We start from the raw sequence: 19,625 nt of genomic DNA, 5'->3' as shown, positions 1-19,625 counted from the left end.
TTATGAATGACAAGTCTGATCGGCTATATGAAATGTGTAGGATAGGAGATGTCTTCTGATTAATAAACAGATAGTTGCACAGTCGTATAATTAATCCAGAATCGTTATTTAGTCGTAGCCAACTGCCTTATTTTTATTCTGAAAGCAGCGAATATTAAGGTCATAAAAGGGCTCAGCCAGTTGAAAATCGCATAGCCAGCATAGTGTAAGGTATCCACGCCCAAAACGCCGCTATGGTAGGCGCCACAGGTATTCCATGGTACCAAAACTGAGGTTACGGTACCACTATCTTCAAGTGTTCTTGAGAGGTTTTCGGGTGCCAATCCTTTGTCTTTATAGGCTTGTGCATACATTTTTCCCGGAACAACTATGGCTAAATATTGATCACTGGCGGTAAGGTTCAGTGCTAAACAACTGGCTACTGTACTTGCAAAAAGTCCAAAAGTCGTGTGAAACAATTTCAAAAGCGCTTTACTGATCGTTGCCAAGGCGCCGATGGCATCCATTATGCCTCCAAAAACCATGGCACATAAAATTAACCAAACTGTACCCAACATACTTGCCATGCCTCCAGATGCGAATAGACCTTTTAAGGCTTCATTATCTGTAGGGATTTCAGTGTCAACAGTTATGGCATCCATAAGACCTTTGTAGCCTGTTGTGAAATTCAAAGAAGTTCCTCCCCCAATAGAGGCCACAACATGAGGCTGAAAAATGAGTGCTGCTAAGCCTCCCAACAATGTTCCGGCAAGAAGTGCGACCAACGGCGGTGTTTTTTTTATGATCAAAACAATTACCAGTAAAGGAACAGCAAAGAGCCAGGGACTCACATTAATGGAGGATTTAAGTGCTGTTAAAATGCTTTCAGTATCGGCTGTTCCATGCGTTTCAATATTTAAGCCTAACACAATAAAAACGATGATGGTCACAATTAAGGTTGGCATGGTGGTATAAAGCATATAGCGAATGTGAGTAAACAAATCTGTTCCAGCCATGGCAGGAGCTAAATTTGTCGTATCGCTCAAAGGGGAGATCTTGTCACCAAAATAAGCCCCAGAAAGAATGGCTCCCGCCGCCATACCGAGGTGCACTCCTAAAGCATTGGCAATACCTATAAGTGCAATTCCTACCGTTGCTGAAGTCGTCCAGCTGCTTCCGGTAGCCACCGAAATGATCGCACAAATAATCACGCAGGCGGCCAAAAATATCGTTGGATTTAAAACTTGAAGACCATAGTAAATCATGGTTGGAATGATGCCGCTTATCAACCAAGTGCCTGCAAGTGCACCAACCATAAGAAGAATGAGGAGTGCGCCAGCGGTCGATTTAATGTTTTCTGAAACCTCCTCAATCATTTGTCCAAAAGTGACTTTATTGAAAAAGCCAACAATAGCGGCAACTGCACCTCCTAACAATAATATAAACTGATTGGAACCGTTGAGAGCATCCCCACCATAGAGATAAACATTATAAGCGAGCATCATTACCAAAGCAAGAACCGGAATCAACGCCTCCCAAATACTCAGTTCTTTATTTTCAACAATCGGATTATCCTGAGGTACTTGTGGCTTAATGTCTTGGCTCTGCATAGGTGAAAAATAATTTTTGGTTAAAGGTTTAATAGGTAATGTTACGATTTTCAACAAACCTATGCAAATCAATTTGATGTACAATCTTTATAAAACAGCGATGTTGCATAGGAGGGACGTTTGTTTTATGGCACTATTAGAACGCAGACCTGCCCGTCCGTTAAGGCGGGGGACGCTGATTTTTTATAATATGCACTGATTTTCTGTGACTATTCCAGAGGCGAAAACTCTAATTGCTAGACATTAATTATATAATGGCACTATTGTCAGGAAAAGAATTAAGACCGCTCCGCTGATAGAACCAAGAACAAAGACTAAACATGTAATTAATTGAAAATATGGGCTTTAAAATTTATAATTAGAATGGATTATGATATTTTAGAAATAGTTTTCAAAAACCGAGAAATGAAGGAGATTGAGGATCAAACACGTTGAAAGACCTTCATTGATCACTATTCTTAGAAGATCAACCCAACTTTAATCGGACAACAATGATATAATGGATAAAAATAGAGTTGGATATGAAAATCACTATGATCAAAAAAGGATACTTTCCACGAATGCAGAAAGTATCCTTTTACAAACTAACTTATAGAGCTGTCTTGAAAATACAAAATAAGTAATAGAATCGTCAAAGGGAATTTACTGATTTTTTTTTGACACTGATTTCACGGATTTTCACGGAGTGCTATACCTTATTGCACAGAGATACATGGAGATTTCACGGAGGTTCGCGGAGAGTTTTGATTGTACAAATCCTAATCCCTTTTTCCCTTTACGTCTTCGCCTCTGCGAGAAAAACTAAAGCCTCTCAAATTGGAATTTGGTACTTTAATTTTGGTGCTTCTACGTATGGTGATTGAATTTTTTATTACAAAATCTCCAGTTCCTTCATGCAGTCCTTCATCATATGATAAGTTCTTTCAATATCAGCATCCAGGCCAATAGAAAAACGAATTAAGCCATCACTCAAGCCCATTTCTTTTTGCTCTTCCGCTGGGATCTCAGAGGAAGTTGAGCTTCCCGGAGCAGAGAATAGAGTTTTGTAAAAGCCAAGACTTACTGCAAGATATCCCAGGTTTCGTTTTTGCATCAACTCCATTAAGGCGTTCGCTTTGTCTAAAGAGCCCACATCAACAGTTAACATGCCTCCAAATCCGTATTTCTCGTTCATCATGGATTTGAACAAGTCGTGTGAAGGATGTGATGCTAACCCAGGATATACGGTTTTAAGACCATCTTTTTCAAATCTTTCCGCTAGGTATAAACCGTTAAGGCTGTGTTGTTGCATTCTGATGTGTAAGGTGCGCAAGTTTTTCAAAATTGAAGCGGCCCTTAAACTATCCATGGTTGATCCTAATAACATGCAGGCGCCGTCGTTGACGTTTCTTAAATCGTCAATGAATTTTTGGGTGCCACAAATCACACCGCCAACGGTGTCACTTGAGCCATTGATGAATTTAGTTAAACTATGAATCACAACATCAGCTCCCAATTGTGCCGCTGAAATGGATAAAGGCGAAAAGGTATTGTCCACCACAAGTTTTAAATTGTGCTTTTTCGCCAGTTTTGCTAAGCCAGCAATATCTGCCACTTCCAATAATGGATTGCTTACCGATTCACAGTAAATAACTTTTGTGTTTGGGGTAATGGCTGCTTCGACCACATCTAATTTTGTGATGTCAACAAATGTGGTGGCCATATTAAAACGTGGCGTAAAGTTTTTGAGAAAAGCATAAGTCCCCCCATAAATTGTTCGGCTGGAGACAATATGATCTCCTGCGCCACAAAGTTGCATTAGAACTGGAGTAATTGCACCCATTCCTGAAGCTGTAACACTCGCGGTTTCAGTGCCTTCCATGGCCGCTAAAGCTTGGCCTAAATAAAGATTGGATGGCGTGGAGTGACGCGAATATAAATAACAACCGTCTGCATTGCCTTCAAAAGTATCGAACATTGTTTTTGCCGAAAGGAAGGTGTAAGTAGAAGAATCAGAAATAGAAGGATTAACTCCTCCAAATTCTCCAAAGTACTGTAAATCTTGTATATTGTTTGCTGGTTTAAATGCCATTTGTTAGGTATTAAAGATTATTATAATTCAAATATCTCACAATAAAGATTATTTATCAATACATGTGTAAGAAATCAGTGTATAAATCTAGTAAAATAGATTAAATTAGATTTTTGCACGTCATTTGTTATGTTTATTTTGTTTCAACCGAAAATTTTTCATTTATGACTTTAGATGCTATTGATAGAAAATTACTTAAACTTCTTCAAGCTAACAGTAAGCAAACCAATAAAGAGCTTTCCAATCAGCTCAATCTTTCCGTAACCGCAGTATATGAGCGCATCCGAAAGTTGGAAAAGGAAGGGATCATCTCCAAATATGTGGCCTTGCTCCATAAGGAAAAGGCCGATAAAAGTTTTTTAGCTTTTTGTCATATCAAACTGGTGCAACACACCCAGGAATATATAATTAAGTTTGAAAAAGAGGTCGCGAATCTTGCAGAAGTGATGGAATGTCATCATATTAGTGGGGATTATGATTATCTCCTCAAGGTTATTGTTTCGGATATGGAGGCCTTTAGGGAATTTATGATCAACAAATTATCAACTATTAACCATATTGGCAGTACGCATAGCATGTTTGTCATCAATGAAGTAAAACATACGACTGCCATTAACATATAAACGAATGCAGTCAGCGACCTACAAACTCACTGAGTTTTACTTGATTTTTATAATCTTACCAGTGAGTTTTGCACTAGACTATCCGTTTAAGATCAAAGCTTTTCTAGCTGTTTCTGGTTTTGCATATGTCATTTACCTTTTATTTAACGTTGAAGGAAATAAATTCAGAGTGGCCTCAAATTTGAAATGGCGAACTTTTTGGAGAAATGTGTTTGTTAAATTGCTGATTATTGGTTTTTTGACGATCACCTATATGTTGGTGACTGCTAAATCTGATCTCTTTCATGTACTCTATCAAAAACCGAAGCTTTGGGTTATTGTTTTGTTTGCCTATGCCATGTTTTCGGTTTATCCTCAAGAACTGATTTATCGTACCTTATACTTTCAACGCTATCGCCCTCTTTTTAAGAGCAAATCGCTTTTTGTATTTTTAAATGCTATTGTCTTTTCTTTGGGACATATTTTTTATCGCAATCCTTTGGTGCTGTTGATGACTTTTTTGGGCGGAATTCTTTTTGCCTTGACTTATGATAAAACCAAATCGACACTTCTGGTGTCTATTGAACATGCTATTTACGGATGTTGGCTTTTTACTGTAGGAATGGGGGGTATGCTCGGGTTTCCAGATTGAGATAAAAGGGCCAGTTTTCTCTTTTAAACTTTCTAAAAATGGTAGAAGGTTATTCGTAAAAGGTCAATCAAAATCGTATTTTTGTACTCAATTTTAACAAACATCAAAAAACAATTTTATGAATTCATATGATGTAGCCATTATTGGCTCTGGACCTGGAGGTTATGTAGCGGCAATCCGTTGTGCACAATTAGGCATGAAAACTGCAATTATTGAAAAATATACCACTCTTGGTGGTACCTGCCTCAACGTTGGCTGTATTCCCAGTAAAGCACTTTTAGATTCTTCACATCACTATGATGATGCGGTTAAGCATTTTGAAGAACATGGTATCGACATTCCTGGAGATATTAAAGTGAATCTGAAACAGATGATCGCTCGTAAAGATGCGGTTGTGGATCAAACAACAGGTGGCATTGATTTCTTAATGAAGAAAAATAAGATTGATGTTTATCAAGGCTTAGGATCTTTTAAGGACGCCACTCATATCATCATTGAAGGCGAAAAAACAGAAGAGATTGAAGCAAAATATACCATCATTGCTACGGGAAGCAAACCATCAAGCCTACCATTTATTAAGTTGGACAAAGAGCGTATCATTACTTCTACCGAAGCATTGAAGCTTAAAGAAATTCCTAAGCATTTAATCGTTATTGGCGGTGGCGTTATTGGATTGGAGCTTGGTCAAGTTTATAGACGCTTGGGCGCTGAAGTCACAGTCATTGAATACTTGGATCGTATTATTCCAACGATGGATGCTGGATTATCCAGAGAATTGACCAAGGTATTCAAGAAAGCCAAGTGCAACATCAATGTATCCCATAAAGTGAAATCTGTGGAGCGAATCGGCGATGAGGTCATCGTTAAAGCAGACGACAAAAAAGGAGAAGAAGTGGAGTTTAGAGGCGACTATTGTTTAGTCTCCGTAGGGCGTCGTCCTTATACTGACGGACTTAACGCAGATGCTGCTGGTGTTAAACTTACAGAGAGAGGCCAAATTGAAGTGAATGAGCATTTACAAACCAACGTAAAAAATATTTATGCTATTGGTGATGTGGTGAAAGGTGCTATGCTAGCACATAAAGCTGAAGAAGAAGGCATTTTTGTTGCAGAAACTTTAGCCGGACAAAAACCACATATCGATTATAATTTGATTCCAGGTGTGGTTTATACTTGGCCAGAAGTTGCTTCGGTTGGTAAAACGGAAGAACAATTAAAAGAAGCAGGAGTAGACTATAAAGCAGGACAGTTCCCGATGCGTGCATTAGGTCGAAGTAGAGCCAGTATGGATTTGGATGGTTTTGTTAAAGTCCTTGCGGATAAAACTACCGATGAAATCCTTGGCGTTCACATGATTGGTGCCCGTGCGGCCGATATGATTGCTGAAGCTGTTGTTGCTATGGAATTTAGAGCATCCGCAGAAGATATCTCTCGTATTTCCCATGCCCATCCAACATTTACCGAAGCGCTTAAGGAAGCTGCTTTGGCTGCTACCGATGATAGAGCCTTGCATATCTAAAAACAGGAGTTTTTAAAAATGATAAATGAAAAAGGTGAGCATGTGCTCACCTTTTTTTATGGTTTAAATTTCTTGAAGTAAATCCTTTATGCGAAGTTTGTTGGTATAATCGGCTTCATTGACATCCCTGACCATACAATAGGCATTTACTGTATTCTCCTGCACTTTCTTGAAAAGTTCTTTCATCGTGAAGGGACCGTATTCCTTAGAATGTTGAATGTAGTAAAACTCGTGTTCAGAAATGAGTTGTGAAGCCTTTTTAAGATATTTGTCTTTAAGAAACTTTTGGAGGTCTTCTTTGGAGTTTATACGTTCTGAATAATCAGTTGAATTGATGAAAAAGGCATATTCCTCAGAGGCCTTCTGATTGAGCACAAGCGTGTCTTTATCCTTATAATAGGCTTTGATGAGTACAATGCCATCTTCAGTCATGATCGATAGAAAATTTGAGTTTATGAAGCTCCATCGTGTGGTTGTTACTTCATTGTTCTCAGAAATGACCAATTCATTGTTTGGTTTGAAGACATACATGGATTGTGCGTCATCAATACCATTGATCAATACCCATTGTTGATTAATAAATTGATTGTCATGATGCAGTGAATAATCAAATGGCTGTAATTTCGGGACAATACTATAAAGGATATCTGTCATGTTAATAGGGGATTAGTTTACGATTAAGTCATTACATATTATTTTCAAGGTCACTTAAATGTATAATTTAATTTTCAATCACCATAATTTGAACGACTTAGGGGCATTTATTCAGATGAAATGAAATTTCCTGCATTTTTTCACTGTGAAAAAGCCCGTTTATTGAATGACAAAGGGCGAAACTATTTAGTTTCGCCCTTCGTGTTTAATCTGTATGAGATCGGTTTTATTGCGTTGCTTGGTCAACTATAATGCGATCCGCTCTATTGGCCAATTCCCAAGCGGTATAGAACACAAGTCTGGTTCTGTTTTCCAACAAATCATATTCAATTTTGTCTGGTGTATCGGAAGGTCTGTGGTAATCATCGTGTGTTCCATTAAAATAGAAAATGACTGGCACATTGTTCTTAGCAAAGTTATAATGATCAGATCTGTAGTAAAAACGGTTCGGATCATTTTCGTCATTGTACGTATAATCCAAAGTTATATTCGTATACTTCTTATTGGCTTCTTCAGAGATGTTGTGCAGCTCTGTACTCAACTTGTCAGCACCAATTAAATACAAATAATTACGGTCGCCAACACGTTTTGGATCGACTCTTCCAATCATGTCAATGTTGAGGTTAGCTACGGTGTTTTCCAAAGGAAAAATTGGCGCGACGTCTGCATAGTAACTTGAGCCCAATAGACCTTTTTCCTCTCCTGTAACGTGTAGGAACAAGATCGAACGCTTTGGTCCATGACCTGCATTTTGAGCAGCTTTAAAGGCTTCAGCAATTTCCAATAAGGCCACAGTTCCAGAGCCATCATCGTCTGCACCGTTATAAATTTCGCCGTCTTTAATGCCTTCGTGGTCCAAATGCGCAGAAAGAACTATAATTTCATCTGGTTTTTCAGAACCTTTGATAAAGGCGACCACATTTTCAGAATTCACATCTTCGGAATTGCTCGTCAATTTAATTTTTAAGTTGGTCGCTATAGTTTTAGACGTATCGTCTGTTGCAATATCCGCCAAAAGCGCTTTTCCTAATTTGTCACTGATTAAAATCTGAACCATATCTTCTTGTTTGTCCTTCAGTGAAAGACGTGCACTGCCGCCAGATTTAGCCGCATTTTGAATAAAGGTTGACATCATTTTCAAATAGGGTTCGTCCATATATAAAAGAGCTTTAGCACCTTTATTTTTAGCGACCTCTCTTTTTGAAGAAAGTGCCTGTCTTCCAACAGACCATTTGGTATCTTCTTTTGTTCCACTAGTCACATAAGTGCCATCAGCTCTCTTCGGTTCACCCGATTTGATTAGGACAACTTTGCCTTTAACATCTAAACCTGTATAGTTGGAATAGGTGTCTGAATCAATCCCATAACCTGCATATACAATATCTGAAGCAGAAAGCGTTTGTGACGACGCAGCACCAAAAGATACCATATCTGTGTAATTTTCAAATTTCACACCGTTAACCGTAAGGTCGATTTCTGGAGATTTTTGATTTAATAATGGCACATCTTGAAAGTAATTGCCACCTGAAATTGGCGAAGGAATACCTAAAGCAATATATTTATCTTTTAAAAATTCGACAGCCATTTTTTGACCTTTTGATCCCGTATCGCGACCTTCAAACTCATCGGAAGCAAAGGTGTACAACAAGTCTTTTAACTCATTGGAAGTAATTGTGTTTCCATATACCGTTGGGTCGATTGAAACTACTGTTTCCGTCTGTGTAACCTTTTGTTGTGTTGAGCCACAACCATAAATACTCAGCGCAATACATGCAATAAAAAGTGACTTTTTCATTAAAGTATAAGTTAATTTATAAGTGAAGTGCGATAATACGAAAAACGCAAGATTTAAGATTTAATCATCAGTTCATTTAACAAACTTTAACACTCAGTTTTTTAATGATATGAATTGTAATTAGGCCAATCTCGGTATTACGATTTTACATTTTATCAGCTTCAAGCCGGTCTTCAGAATTTGCGATATACCAGGCAGTTGAAAAAATGAGCTGCGTTCGCTTTTGCAATAATGGATAATTGATTTTATCAGGGGTGTCAGTCGGCTGATGATAATCTGCATGATCGCCATTAAAATAGAATATGACCGGAATGTTTTGTAGGGCAAAATTATAATGGTCCGAGCGGTAATAATAACGGTTGTTATCGCGATCATCGTTGTATTTATAATCGAGTATCAGATTTGTGAATTGGGCATTGGCCACTTCTGATATATAATGGAGTTTAGTGCTTAATCTATCCGCTCCAATAATGTAAATGTAGTTTTCTTCCTGTTTTTCTTCATAGATTCTATCGACGCGGCCTATCATGTCAATATTCAAATTAACCACTGTATGCTCTAAAGCATAAATAGGATGTTTTACATAATAAGAGGATCCTAGAAGACCAGATTCTTCAGCCGTCAAATGCAAAAAAAGAATACTTCGTTTTGGGCCATGTCCTTCTTTTTTTGCTAAGGAAAAAGCCTTGGCCATTTCCATAACGGCAGCGGTTCCTGAAGCATTATCATCAGCGCCATAGTAAGTCTCATCATTTGAAATACCCAAATGATCCAAATGTCCGGAGATAATGACGACCTCTTCGGGATATGTTGAACCTTCAATATAAGCTACCACATTTTGCGAAGCTGGGCTGTTTTTTGAAAAATAGAATTTAGGAATATTTTGGTAGTAGTTGTCGCCGCCCAACGGAGAAGGAATGTCGTTGCTTACATAAAAATCCTTAAGGAATTTTGAGGCTTTATTAAAACCTCTCTTGCCGGTCTCACGTCCTTCAAAATCGGGCGCGCACAAAGCATAAACGTGTTTGCTCAGTTCTTCAGAGGTGATCGTATTACTATATTTTGAAATTGTTTCAATATCCTCAAAAACAATACTTTCTTTTAAGTTTTCAATTTTTTGAGTGTAGCGGATGTTGGTACACGAACCCACAAGTGTTAAAACAGAAGCAATGAAGAGTACTTTCATTTATAATAGATTAATTAGTAATATAATAAAAAAAGGGAAGATGGTAGGGTCTCTTTTTCTGTAAGATTTTTGATGGTGTGATAACTTATAAAGCTATTGATCTTTTAAGACTTCTAATTTGCGAAGCGTATGAGTTTCTAAAATATCAGTTTGGGTAGCGTCAATTTCACGGTCATCAAGATCCAATTCTTCCAATGTTTCTTTGGAATCTTCTTTTGATGTTTCTTCTTTCAATTCCAATTCGTCAAGGTTTCCAACTTCGGGAATAATAAAAATGGCCTTATAGGTGGTTAACACCAATGCGATGAAGGTCAATAAAAAAATTAATTGTACCGTCTTTTTTGGAGATTGCTTCCGTTTACAGATATAAAACGCTATAAATCCGAAAATTAATGCAGCTATGGCTGGTATATAGGCTATTTGTGATAAAGGTGTTACTGCCAAAACCAAGGCCGAAACGGTAGCAATAAATCCTAGAACAATAAAAAGGCTTCTCATAGTTTAATTTTTTAATCCAGTTGCTGATTTAATTTTTAGTTCTCCAAGAATTTTAAACTTTGCATACACCGGAACTTTATTGGCATCTGCCGTGAGATATAAAAAGTTGTCATTAATTCCTCCTGTAAGACCGTTGTTGTTTTTAAGGAATAGGGCAAGTTTATGGCTTTCTATTTTGCCTAGGGCAGTGGTAATTGTTTCTTTGCCCATATAGTTCTGTGCAACTAGTGCCGAACAAAACATCAAGCTGACCATAAGAAAAAGGTGTTTCATAGTTGAAATTCAGGCGGCAAAGATATTTATATTAAGATTAATAACACCGAAATAAGTCCTCAGGTTTTAGTTTTTCCTATCTATGTTATAGCATTGTTAAAGGTCGTTAAATAAAGCCTAAAACCGCTTTTGCATCAAGTTTTTCGGTAAATGGGTTAGCCGTTAATGAGTTGTGTCCATAATTTTACAAATAGAAATAATATTAATTTAAAAAATAAACATTATGAATTCAGATCAATTTGCAGGTAAATGGAAACAAATCAAAGGTGAATTTAAAAAGAAATACGGAAAAATCACTAATGATGAATACACAGAAGCCGAAGGTAACTTTGATAAGTTAGCTGGAAAAGTGCAAGAGCGCTATGGCAAATCTAAAGAAGATTTAAAAAACGAAATTGATAGCTGGTAAGATCCCAGATTGATTTATAAAAAAGTTCCCAAGCAGATTGTTTGGGAACTTTTTTGTTTAAAACCATTTTTTTTGAGTTAGAGTGGTATTGCTATAACAACGCAAACAATTTGTCCTAAAATACGAATGATGGGCGGGACATTCCCTCATTAAAAGGAGTTTTAATCCTGTCGCTTTTTAAGCGTTGAACGTGATTTTGGCAACAGTCTGGTGGCCTTCAGAAAGCTTTCTTAACAAGAGGATTACATCTGTTTTGGGGTTTCCATTGTGATGTAGGTCTGCTTAAGTCCTTAAAAATGAATAAACTGACCAATGTCATATCTGTAAAAGGCATAAAATAGTATATTAGACATTAAAATAAATACAATCATGTATATCAATTTAGAAGAGAAAGATAGCTTGTCTGTCCTGGAAAACGACTATTTGGGGCATTTGTCCTATATCTACCAAAATAAACCATTTGTGGTTCCTATCACGTATTTTTATGATCCCGAAAGAAAGTTGATCATTTGTTATTCTGCCGAAGGTCATAAAATGAATGCGATGCGCAAAAACAATCAAGTAGCACTTAGTGTCGTAGATGTCGATGGTCTTACGCGATGGAAGTCCGTGATGGCTCATGGTAAATTTGAGCAACTCTTTGGCAGTGAAGCTAAAGCTTATCTACATAGTTTTTCTTTAGGCATTAAAGAATTGATTGCGAGAAAAGAATTGAAAGAATTGAGTTTTATCAGTGAATTCTCCAGTAAAACGATCAACGAGAACATCCCTATGATTTTCATTATTAAAATTGATGAAATCACTGGGAAGATGCGACGAGATTAAAGGTTGCTATTGGAACTCATATATTCAAGGTTTTCGAATTTCTTAGGCTGCTATATGTTTTGATAACTATCAATCATAGATCTTAAAAAATATAAAAAGCGATTCTACAGGAGCCCTTTTTTCCGATAATTGATGATTTAAAAAGCATCATTTTTATGGTGTTTTGATGCCAAAAAAAAAGCTTATTGAAATTGATTCAATAAGCTTTTTTGTATTCTATTAAATAAGAGATTACTTCATGATTCGTGTCAATTGGAAGAATTTCTTATAACTTTCAGGAATGGTGTTGATGTCCAATAAAGAACCTGGCTCTATAGCTGGATAAATTTCGTCAAAGGTTTTTACATCCGTCAGTCCCATTCTTTTGCTAATATGTCCACGTGTTAGTTCACTTGGGTCATTTAAGCCCGCTGCAGCAACAAGCTCTAAAAAGCTGTGAATGGTTGCTTCGTGGTATCTTTTTGCTCTAGGAGCTTTGTCTTCAACTACCAATCCTTTTACTAATGAGGCATTTTGTGTGGCCACGCCAGTAGGGCAGGTGTTCAAGTTACATTGTAAAGCTTGGATACAGCCTACTGCTAACATCATAGCACGTGCACTGTTGCAACCATCAGCACCAAAAGCGATCGCTCTGGCCATATGGAATCCAGTAATGATTTTACCAGCTACAATAATTTTAATATCTTCTCTTAAATTAAAACCAACCAAGGTGTCATGCACAAAAATCAAACCTTCACGAAGTGGCATTCCCATAGAGTTTGAAAATTCTACCGGAGAAGCTCCTGTACCACCTTCACCACCATCCACGGTAATAAAGTCTGGTCTGATTCCTGTGTAAACCATCGCCTCGCAAAAATCCATGAACTCTTGTTTTCTTCCTAAGCACAATTTGAATCCAATTGGTTTTCCGTCAGACAGATCTCTAAGTCGTTTAATGAAATGCATAAATTCGATAGGGTCCGCAAACGCATTATGAGATGGTGGCGAATGAACAGCAATACCAGGTTGTACGTGTCTTATTCTTGCAATTTCTGGCGTATTCTTAGCTGCTGGTAATATACCTCCATGACCAGGTTTTGCACCTTGCGATAATTTAATCTCGATCATCTTCACTTGCGGACGGGTGGCATTTTCTCTAAACGTAACGTCGTTAAAGGTGCCATCATCATTGCGACATCCAAAATATCCTGTACCAATTTGCCAAATAAGATCACCTCCATGTTCCAAGTGATAATCACTAATTCCACCTTCACCGGTATTGTGTGCAAAATTCCCCATCTTGGCGCCTTTGTTCATTGCCAAAACAGCATTTTTACTCAGCGATCCAAAACTCATAGCCGAAATATTCAATAAGCTTGATGAGTACGGTTGTTTGCACTCCTTACCTCCGATTAGAAGTCTTGGAAATTCCCCGATTTCCTTAGGATTGGTTTTTGCATACATCGAATGCTCCAGCCATTCATAACCAGTATGATAAAGGTCCATTTGTGTTCCAAAAGGCTCTGTGTCAGTTTCGCCTTTTGCTCTTCGATAAATTAAGGATCTGAGGATACGATTTAATGGTCTTCCTTCCGTGTCAGTCTCGACAAAATATTGCATGATTTCTGGACGGATGGATTCTAGGATATATCTGAAACGTCCTACTAAAGGATAGTTTCTTCGGATGGTATGTTTCGTTTGAAAGATGTCGAAAACGCCCAACATTATTAGAGGTAAAACGATGAGGAAAAGCCATAAAACAGGGCTCCAAACAAAAGAAATTCCAACAATGGCCACCACTAAGATAACCGAAATTAAAATAAATTTTTCGCGTACTTTCATATTTTTATTAATTTGAAATGCAAATATACTATTCCATAATTGGATTGCATACTAAAACGAAATAGTTTAAAGTAATTCGAGTATTATTTATTTTAATCAACAAAATATGTCCTTGAAAAGTAATGATCAATTTGTTGTTTTTAGGTGAAATTTATTAGTAAATAATTGATTTTTAAAGGGAATATTATAGAATTTTTAATAAAAGTCGATTTGTATTACAATAATGATAAAAGGCAATTTCTTTCAGAATTATGCGGTAATTCCGCTTTTTATTCGCGTTTTGCTCACAGGTTTGATGACCAAGATTGCCGGTATAGCGATGCAAAAGCGCCCTACCGACATTGAAATAAAGAGGTTGCCACCACTTTACACTTTAAGGATAACTTTGGAATTGAGGAAAAGTAAATTACCGAGCCTATTATAAAGTTAATAAAGCTTGGATTAATAAGGGTTTAAGAAGGGTAGGTGTTGCTATTTCATGTATTGAAAAGTATGGCAAAGATTATTTGGGATCGCCTAACCAAAATACAACGGTTTTTCTGACGAAGTGATTGCGGTTTACGGAAGGCTAAAATTGATAAAAAGTGTTTTTGAAACAAGGAAAGACCAGAGCATAACGGAAATAAAACGCGTTGTGAAAAGAAAAGCATTGTCATTATGGCCAAGGTCAATCTCTAAATGAGAATTAAATCATATTACTTTAATAAACTTTGGCCTCAGTCGATATTTTTCTCGCTTGTGACATTTATCTTTGCAAAGATAATCACAATCGTTTTTCGCAATTCGCTTTCGCAAATGGCCTAAATTCAAATTTAGTTTGAAAACCTGGATTGGATTATAAAAATAACGCCCTAAAAATTCTAGAAAAATAGTTTAATGACACCAAAACTTTCAAATTCGGTCCTGTATCTCATGAGTATTTCTGCAGGACTTATTGTAGCTAATCTCTATTACAACCAACCACTTTTAAATCTTATCGCAGATACTTTTGGGGTCACCGAAGCCTCCGTGAGTAATGTTGCCTTGTCAACACAATTGGGATATGCATTTGGTTTGTTATTTATAAATCCATTGGGCGACAAGCTTTCCAATCATAAAATACTTATTTTCGATTTTATCGTCATGATTGTGGCGTTGATCGCCGCAGCGATTTCTCAATCCTTATTTTCGCTGATTATCAGTAGTTTTTTCATTGGATTTACGTCTGCAATTCCGCAATTGTTTGTTCCCATGGCAGCGCAACTCACTGACGAAAAGGGTAGAGGCCGTGCTATTGGTATTGTGATGAGTGGTTTATTAATTGGTATTCTGGGCAGTCGCATCATCAGTGGATATATAGGGGAGGTCTTTGGTTGGCGTGTCATGTATTATGCGGCAACAGTGTTAATGGTGGTGTTATTTGTTATTTTAAAATGGAAACTGCCTAAATTAAATCCTGACTATCAAGGCACCTATGGTAAGTTAATGGCCTCCCTTTGGCATTATTTTAAAACCGAGCCCTCATTACGATTGGCGGCTTTACGAGGCGCACTGGGTTTTGCGGGCTTGAGCGCGTTTTGGACGACGTTGGTATTTCTTATGGAAGATTCATTTGGCTACGGAAGCACTATTTCTGGAGCCTTTGGGGTTTTTGGAATCGTGGGAGCGCTTGGTGCAACGGTCGTTGGTAAACTGAACGATAAGGTCAGTAAAAATAAGCTCATTCTTTATTCTGCAATTTTATTGGTCGTTTCATGGTTCATTTTTTCGATGTCGGCGCATTCCATTTTCGGATTGATTTTGGGTGTTGTTCTTATTGATTTAGGGTTACAAGCCTTGCATATTACCAATCAAAATATTATTTTCTCAAAGAATCCAGAAGCGCGTAACCGTGTCAATACGATATATATGGTAGGTTTTTTTATTGGTGGTGCTTTGGGGACCACTTTAGGTGCCATCGCTTGGCAAGATTATGGATGGATTGGCGTGAGTTATTTAGGAGGTGCTTTGTCCATTGCGATTTTAATAGTACATCTTATGTTTAAGAAGAAAACCATATAAAAAGAAGGAAGCTATAAGAACGACATGAGCGCTCAAAACGGTGAAACGCCTATTTTTGATGGCTAGGGAAAAATTGTCCATTATATTAATAGCCCACAGGACAAAATCATTGACAAAACACAACATAGATTTCGATCACGATTTAAATCCTTATTTCAAATTGATCCTTTCAGCCCTAACCGCCATTCCGATATATCAACTGGAAGGCTATGTGCCAATGTTTTAACTGTTTTGCCATTATTCCTTCTTAAGTTTATAACAAAACTTTACAACAACTTGGTTCGTGTAGTTATGAACTAGGTGTATATTTGTTAAAAAGCGAGACATGTCCATTTCAATAGAAAAACAAAAACTGATTGAGGAAATTGGCCTCCGATTAGAACCAATATTGCGCCTTGCACCTTTAGCAGCACGCATATATGCCTTGTTGACTGTATCTTCTTATGAAGGGTTGACCTTTGAAGAAATACGAGAAATTATAGGTTCGAGTAAAAGTTCTACCTCCGTAAATTTAAATGTGCTCACGCAATTAAAACTTATTGATTACTACACGAAATCGGGCGATAGAAAGCGCTACTTTAGGATTGCTAAATATTTTCAGTTATCTGCTTTAGAGGCGCAGTTCGAATCCTTGGAGAACGAAATTAAGTTGGTCGAAAAGATCACAGACTATAACAAGGTGCATTATCCAGAGAAATTTTTGAATGAAGAATCTGTAGGAGATATTACCAAAAATTATTTGAGAAATATGCAGGAATTGGTAGCGATTACGATTAAGAAGATTAATGAACGTGACGCTAGTAAAGTTTAAAACCTAAGATTCTAATCCGTTCTAAGAGGATAAAATTAATATTAACAATAGTTTATTACCTATTAGTTCGTTTAGTTGCGAACTAATCTTAAATTTGACTAATGATATCTTTATATACATTTTAATCGTGAATAATTATTAATTATTGGTTGAATAAAATAAAGCCATGGTTGTTGGATGACACCGCAATGTTCTCAATCAGTTCTTGAAAGTAAATCTAAAATAATACTAATACCAAGATCCTATAATAAACCAAATTTGAATATTAGAATTATTTTATTCTGTTTGGACTTAAATTAACCGTAACTTAAAAACAAAACAAATGACACTTAAAACTACAACACTTGCCCTTATAGCTATGACAATAATAAGCTGTAATACCAGTAAAAAAGCGAGTTCAGTATCTTCAAAACCTTCTGAAGCAACATCTCTTGAAAACACTAAATGGGTTATCAGCACTCTGGAAGGTCAGGACATTGCAAATCCAGAAAGTAATGGTCGCGATATTCATTTTACATTGAATTCAGAAGATAACCGTGTGAATGGCTACTCGGGCTGTAATACGTTTATGGGAACCTATAAGATAGAAGAAGGCAATCGTATTTCATTCTCACAATTGGGAATGACACGAATGGCTTGTCCTGATTCAGATATTAATGAAGCCCAAATATTAAAAGTTTTTGAAACTGCAGATAATTTCACGATTGTTAACGGCATATTGTCGCTTAATAAAGCAAAAATGGCACCATTGGCACAATTTAAAAAGGATGCCAATGCACCAATTGTAGAAAAGTATTGGAAGTTGAAAACTTTAGAAGGTAAAGACGTTAAAATGTCTGATAACCAAGAACGCGAAATTTTTTTCACCTTAAAATCACAAGATAATAGAGTTACAGGATTTGCCGGTTGCAATACCATCTTAGGAGAATATACTTTAGAAGATGGTAATAGAATCCGGTTTAGTAAAATGGCAACCACGCTGATGATGTGCCCAGATGTCGATGTCAACGAATCTGAATTTTTAAAGGTTTTTGAATTGGCTGACAATTATAACATCAATGGCGACATATTATCTTTAAACGTTGGACGAAGAGCGCCTTTGGCAGTATTTGAAGCGGTATATTTTTAACGAAATGATCGCATTGAATATGAATTTTGAAATTGACATTTGTTACTTCCAAAACGAGCAGATAAATTCAATGGTTTTGGTGCGGTAACACGCTACTAAGTCTTATTGCACTTTACAACAGACGCTGGTTAGAAACATGTTTTTTCACCGGCGTTTATATAGATTGATACTCCAATCTCACGATAACACTAATTAGTATTAATTTTTTAACAATTTTTGAAAATGGATGCTCAAAAAAAAATGATAGTTATTACAGGAGGTGCAGGCGGCATTGGCCAAGCTTGTGCAAAATCTTTTAAAGATCAGCCGATAATTCTTACCGATTATTCCCAAAAAATGGTTGATGAATCTGTGGAAACGCTTAAAAAAGAAGGCTTTGATGTTTCCGGAATTGCTTGCGATATTACGAATAAAAGCGATATTGAAAAACTTGTAAAATTTGTGGCAGACAAGGGGTCGTTAAAAGCGTTAATTCATACAGCCGGCGTAAGCGGCACCGGAAAGGATCTTAAAAAAGTATATACGATTGACCTCATTGCAACAGAACTTTTAGTGGACGCTTTCTACGAACTTGCTGAAAAAGGTTCGGTAGCTATTCTACTTTCTTCAATGATGGCTCATACCATTCCACCCTATGAAAAATATGATGATGCCTTAAGCAATCCACAAGAAACTGGATCTTTTGAAACGGTAAGCCAATTTGTGAATGAAAGTTCAGATATCATGTACAATTTTGTGAAGCGTGGAGTCATCTTGCTAACTCACAAAAATGTGGATAAATGGGGCGAAAAAGGTGCGCGAATTGTAAGTGTATCGCCTGGGGTTATTGAAACGGCCATGGGATTAAAGGCGGCAGAAGAACACCCTGAACTTATGGAATCCATTAAACAGGCTACACCTTTAAAACGCAATGGTCAACCTGAAGATGTTGCGGATGTCATTTATTTTTTAGCAAGTGACGCCGCGCGCTTTATTACAGGAACCGATATTTTAATTGATGGTGGTGTTATTCAAAATATCAAAAAAATGGCGTAAATTTCTGTAAATAATAAGACAATAGAGCTCATTCTTTTTGAACCCTGATAAGACCATATGGACCTTAGGACATTCAACCCGAACCATTGAAGAGTTTTTGGAGCTGCTGAACATCTACGGAATAGAACGTCTTATCGATGTACGCCGTTTTCCAGGATCTCGAAAATATCCGCAGTTTAATGAAGATAGGCTTGAATCTGATTTGCTTGAAGAAGGCTTTTGGTACACGCATATAGAAGCTTTGGGAGGCCGGAGAAAAGTTAATCCCGAATCGAAAAACACGGTATGGCGACATCCATCATTTAGAGGCTACGCCGATTATATGGAAACTTCTGAATTCAAAAAGGCATTTACTACATTGGAAGTGTTGGCCTCTGAAAAAAAATGCGCCATCATGTGTTCGGAAGCGGTTTGGTGGCGGTGTCATCGCTCCATGATTTCAGATCAGCTCAAAGCAAATGGCTGGACCGTGATCCATATTATGAGTGAGCATCAAGCACAGGAGCATCCGTATACACAACCGGCGAAAGTGGTAAGTGGCCAGTTGTCCTATCATTAATTTTAATTTAAATTGATTTTCATGAATATCATACTTCTATATCTTTCGCTTTTTTCAAGTTTAGTGTCCAATGATAATGCTCAACTGATAATCAATATTTCAAATCACTATTGTCCGGAAAAGAATTAAGACACTTCGACAAGCTCAGTAACCGCCG

18 protein-coding genes are annotated in these 19,625 nt (G+C 37.1%); 10 read left to right on the top strand and 8 right to left on the bottom strand.

Annotated features, from left to right (window positions below; all coding sequences use genetic code 11):
* Window positions 1-104: 104 nt before the first annotated feature.
* Window positions 105-1,589, bottom strand: a complete 1,485-nt coding sequence (gene nhaC, locus ACOH2D_RS11130; protein WP_348036253.1) for a Na+/H+ antiporter NhaC — start codon at window positions 1,587-1,589, stop codon at window positions 105-107.
* A gap of 871 nt (window positions 1,590-2,460) precedes the next feature.
* On the bottom strand, window positions 2,461-3,660 hold the full coding sequence (locus ACOH2D_RS11125) for an aminotransferase class I/II-fold pyridoxal phosphate-dependent enzyme (RefSeq protein ID WP_449535263.1): 1,200 nt from the start codon (window positions 3,658-3,660) through the stop codon (window positions 2,461-2,463).
* Between the two features lie 164 nt (window positions 3,661-3,824).
* On the opposite strand from ACOH2D_RS11125, the gene ACOH2D_RS11120 reads away from it, so the two are divergent.
* The 3 genes from ACOH2D_RS11120 to lpdA all read left to right on the top strand — a co-directional run bounded on the left by ACOH2D_RS11120 (window position 3,825) and on the right by lpdA (window position 6,433).
* Window positions 3,825-4,283: an Lrp/AsnC family transcriptional regulator gene (locus ACOH2D_RS11120; RefSeq protein WP_449535262.1), complete on the top strand. Its 459-nt coding sequence runs from the start codon at window positions 3,825-3,827 to the stop codon at window positions 4,281-4,283.
* A 4-nt stretch (window positions 4,284-4,287) separates the two neighbouring features.
* Window positions 4,288-4,914 (top strand): CPBP family intramembrane glutamic endopeptidase, encoded by a 627-nt coding sequence (locus ACOH2D_RS11115; RefSeq protein ID WP_348036317.1) that lies wholly within the window; start codon window positions 4,288-4,290, stop codon window positions 4,912-4,914.
* A gap of 118 nt (window positions 4,915-5,032) precedes the next feature.
* Window positions 5,033-6,433 (top strand): dihydrolipoyl dehydrogenase, encoded by a 1,401-nt coding sequence (lpdA, locus tag ACOH2D_RS11110; protein WP_348036318.1) that lies wholly within the window; start codon window positions 5,033-5,035, stop codon window positions 6,431-6,433.
* Window positions 6,434-6,496: 63 nt separating this feature from the next.
* Here lpdA and ACOH2D_RS11105 read toward each other — a convergent pair whose 3' ends face one another.
* The 5 genes from ACOH2D_RS11105 to ACOH2D_RS11085 form a co-directional block, all read right to left on the bottom strand.
* Window positions 6,497-7,087, bottom strand: coding sequence for a hypothetical protein (locus ACOH2D_RS11105; RefSeq protein ID WP_348036319.1), 591 nt, complete (start codon window positions 7,085-7,087; stop codon window positions 6,497-6,499).
* A 226-nt stretch (window positions 7,088-7,313) separates the two neighbouring features.
* Window positions 7,314-8,882: a M28 family metallopeptidase gene (locus tag ACOH2D_RS11100; RefSeq protein ID WP_348036320.1), complete on the bottom strand. Its 1,569-nt coding sequence runs from the start codon at window positions 8,880-8,882 to the stop codon at window positions 7,314-7,316.
* A 145-nt stretch (window positions 8,883-9,027) separates the two neighbouring features.
* Complete coding sequence (locus tag ACOH2D_RS11095; protein ID WP_348036321.1) at window positions 9,028-10,068, bottom strand: M28 family metallopeptidase; 1,041 nt, start codon at window positions 10,066-10,068, stop codon at window positions 9,028-9,030.
* A 93-nt stretch (window positions 10,069-10,161) separates the two neighbouring features.
* Complete coding sequence (locus ACOH2D_RS11090; protein ID WP_449535261.1) at window positions 10,162-10,566, bottom strand: FUSC family protein; 405 nt, start codon at window positions 10,564-10,566, stop codon at window positions 10,162-10,164.
* Window positions 10,567-10,569: 3 nt separating this feature from the next.
* A complete protein-coding gene (locus ACOH2D_RS11085) occupies window positions 10,570-10,839 on the bottom strand; it encodes a DUF3108 domain-containing protein (RefSeq protein ID WP_348036323.1) in 270 nt (89 codons plus the stop codon).
* Window positions 10,840-11,062: 223 nt separating this feature from the next.
* Here ACOH2D_RS11085 and ACOH2D_RS11080 point away from each other — a divergent pair, with 223 nt between their 5' ends.
* Window positions 11,063-11,248: a CsbD family protein gene (locus ACOH2D_RS11080; protein ID WP_348036324.1), complete on the top strand. Its 186-nt coding sequence runs from the start codon at window positions 11,063-11,065 to the stop codon at window positions 11,246-11,248.
* Between the two features lie 369 nt (window positions 11,249-11,617).
* Window positions 11,618-12,073 carry a pyridoxamine 5'-phosphate oxidase family protein gene (locus tag ACOH2D_RS11075; protein ID WP_449535260.1) on the top strand — a complete coding sequence of 152 codons (456 nt, stop codon included), beginning with the start codon at window positions 11,618-11,620 and terminating at the stop codon, window positions 12,071-12,073.
* Between the two features lie 231 nt (window positions 12,074-12,304).
* On the opposite strand, the gene ACOH2D_RS11070 is transcribed toward ACOH2D_RS11075, so the two are convergent.
* Window positions 12,305-13,894 (bottom strand): FMN-binding glutamate synthase family protein, encoded by a 1,590-nt coding sequence (locus ACOH2D_RS11070; RefSeq protein WP_348036326.1) that lies wholly within the window; start codon window positions 13,892-13,894, stop codon window positions 12,305-12,307.
* Between the two features lie 876 nt (window positions 13,895-14,770).
* Between ACOH2D_RS11070 and ACOH2D_RS11065 the strand changes: the two genes are divergently transcribed.
* The 5 genes from ACOH2D_RS11065 (at window position 14,771) to ACOH2D_RS11045 (ending at window position 19,468) form a co-directional block, all read left to right on the top strand.
* On the top strand, window positions 14,771-15,934 hold the full coding sequence (locus ACOH2D_RS11065) for an MFS transporter (RefSeq protein ID WP_348036327.1): 1,164 nt from the start codon (window positions 14,771-14,773) through the stop codon (window positions 15,932-15,934).
* A gap of 325 nt (window positions 15,935-16,259) precedes the next feature.
* A complete protein-coding gene (locus tag ACOH2D_RS11060; protein WP_348036328.1) occupies window positions 16,260-16,745 on the top strand; it encodes a GbsR/MarR family transcriptional regulator in 486 nt (161 codons plus the stop codon).
* A 322-nt stretch (window positions 16,746-17,067) separates the two neighbouring features.
* A complete protein-coding gene (locus tag ACOH2D_RS11055) occupies window positions 17,068-17,874 on the top strand; it encodes an META domain-containing protein (protein ID WP_348036329.1) in 807 nt (268 codons plus the stop codon).
* A gap of 240 nt (window positions 17,875-18,114) precedes the next feature.
* Window positions 18,115-18,909 carry an SDR family oxidoreductase gene (locus tag ACOH2D_RS11050; protein ID WP_449535259.1) on the top strand — a complete coding sequence of 265 codons (795 nt, stop codon included), beginning with the start codon at window positions 18,115-18,117 and terminating at the stop codon, window positions 18,907-18,909.
* Between the two features lie 37 nt (window positions 18,910-18,946).
* Entirely contained in the window at window positions 18,947-19,468 is a 522-nt protein-coding gene (locus tag ACOH2D_RS11045) for a DUF488 domain-containing protein (RefSeq protein ID WP_348038760.1), read from the top strand.
* Window positions 19,469-19,625: the final 157 nt, after the last annotated feature.

The sequence above is a fragment of the Gelidibacter sp. genome (assembly GCF_053579655.1).
Note: the sequence above shows the minus strand (reverse complement) of the source record. Positions and strands in the feature narration are given on the sequence as shown.

Excerpts from the sequence above, each read along its gene's own strand:
- nhaC (WP_348036253.1), bottom strand. The coding sequence starts at position 1,589 with ATGCAGAGCCAAGACATTAAGCCACAAGTACCTCAGGATAATCCGATT.
- ACOH2D_RS11125 (WP_449535263.1), bottom strand. The coding sequence starts at position 3,660 with ATGGCATTTAAACCAGCAAACAATATACAAGATTTACAGTACTTTGGA.
- ACOH2D_RS11120 (WP_449535262.1), top strand. The coding sequence starts at position 3,825 with ATGACTTTAGATGCTATTGATAGAAAATTACTTAAACTTCTTCAAGCT.
- ACOH2D_RS11115 (WP_348036317.1), top strand. The coding sequence starts at position 4,288 with ATGCAGTCAGCGACCTACAAACTCACTGAGTTTTACTTGATTTTTATA.
- lpdA (WP_348036318.1), top strand. The coding sequence starts at position 5,033 with ATGAATTCATATGATGTAGCCATTATTGGCTCTGGACCTGGAGGTTAT.
- ACOH2D_RS11105 (WP_348036319.1), bottom strand. The coding sequence starts at position 7,087 with ATGACAGATATCCTTTATAGTATTGTCCCGAAATTACAGCCATTTGAT.
- ACOH2D_RS11100 (WP_348036320.1), bottom strand. The coding sequence starts at position 8,882 with ATGAAAAAGTCACTTTTTATTGCATGTATTGCGCTGAGTATTTATGGT.
- ACOH2D_RS11095 (WP_348036321.1), bottom strand. The coding sequence starts at position 10,068 with ATGAAAGTACTCTTCATTGCTTCTGTTTTAACACTTGTGGGTTCGTGT.
- ACOH2D_RS11090 (WP_449535261.1), bottom strand. The coding sequence starts at position 10,566 with ATGAGAAGCCTTTTTATTGTTCTAGGATTTATTGCTACCGTTTCGGCC.
- ACOH2D_RS11085 (WP_348036323.1), bottom strand. The coding sequence starts at position 10,839 with ATGAAACACCTTTTTCTTATGGTCAGCTTGATGTTTTGTTCGGCACTA.
- ACOH2D_RS11080 (WP_348036324.1), top strand. The coding sequence starts at position 11,063 with ATGAATTCAGATCAATTTGCAGGTAAATGGAAACAAATCAAAGGTGAA.
- ACOH2D_RS11075 (WP_449535260.1), top strand. The coding sequence starts at position 11,618 with ATGTATATCAATTTAGAAGAGAAAGATAGCTTGTCTGTCCTGGAAAAC.
- ACOH2D_RS11070 (WP_348036326.1), bottom strand. The coding sequence starts at position 13,894 with ATGAAAGTACGCGAAAAATTTATTTTAATTTCGGTTATCTTAGTGGTG.
- ACOH2D_RS11065 (WP_348036327.1), top strand. The coding sequence starts at position 14,771 with ATGACACCAAAACTTTCAAATTCGGTCCTGTATCTCATGAGTATTTCT.
- ACOH2D_RS11060 (WP_348036328.1), top strand. The coding sequence starts at position 16,260 with ATGTCCATTTCAATAGAAAAACAAAAACTGATTGAGGAAATTGGCCTC.
- ACOH2D_RS11055 (WP_348036329.1), top strand. The coding sequence starts at position 17,068 with ATGACACTTAAAACTACAACACTTGCCCTTATAGCTATGACAATAATA.
- ACOH2D_RS11050 (WP_449535259.1), top strand. The coding sequence starts at position 18,115 with ATGATAGTTATTACAGGAGGTGCAGGCGGCATTGGCCAAGCTTGTGCA.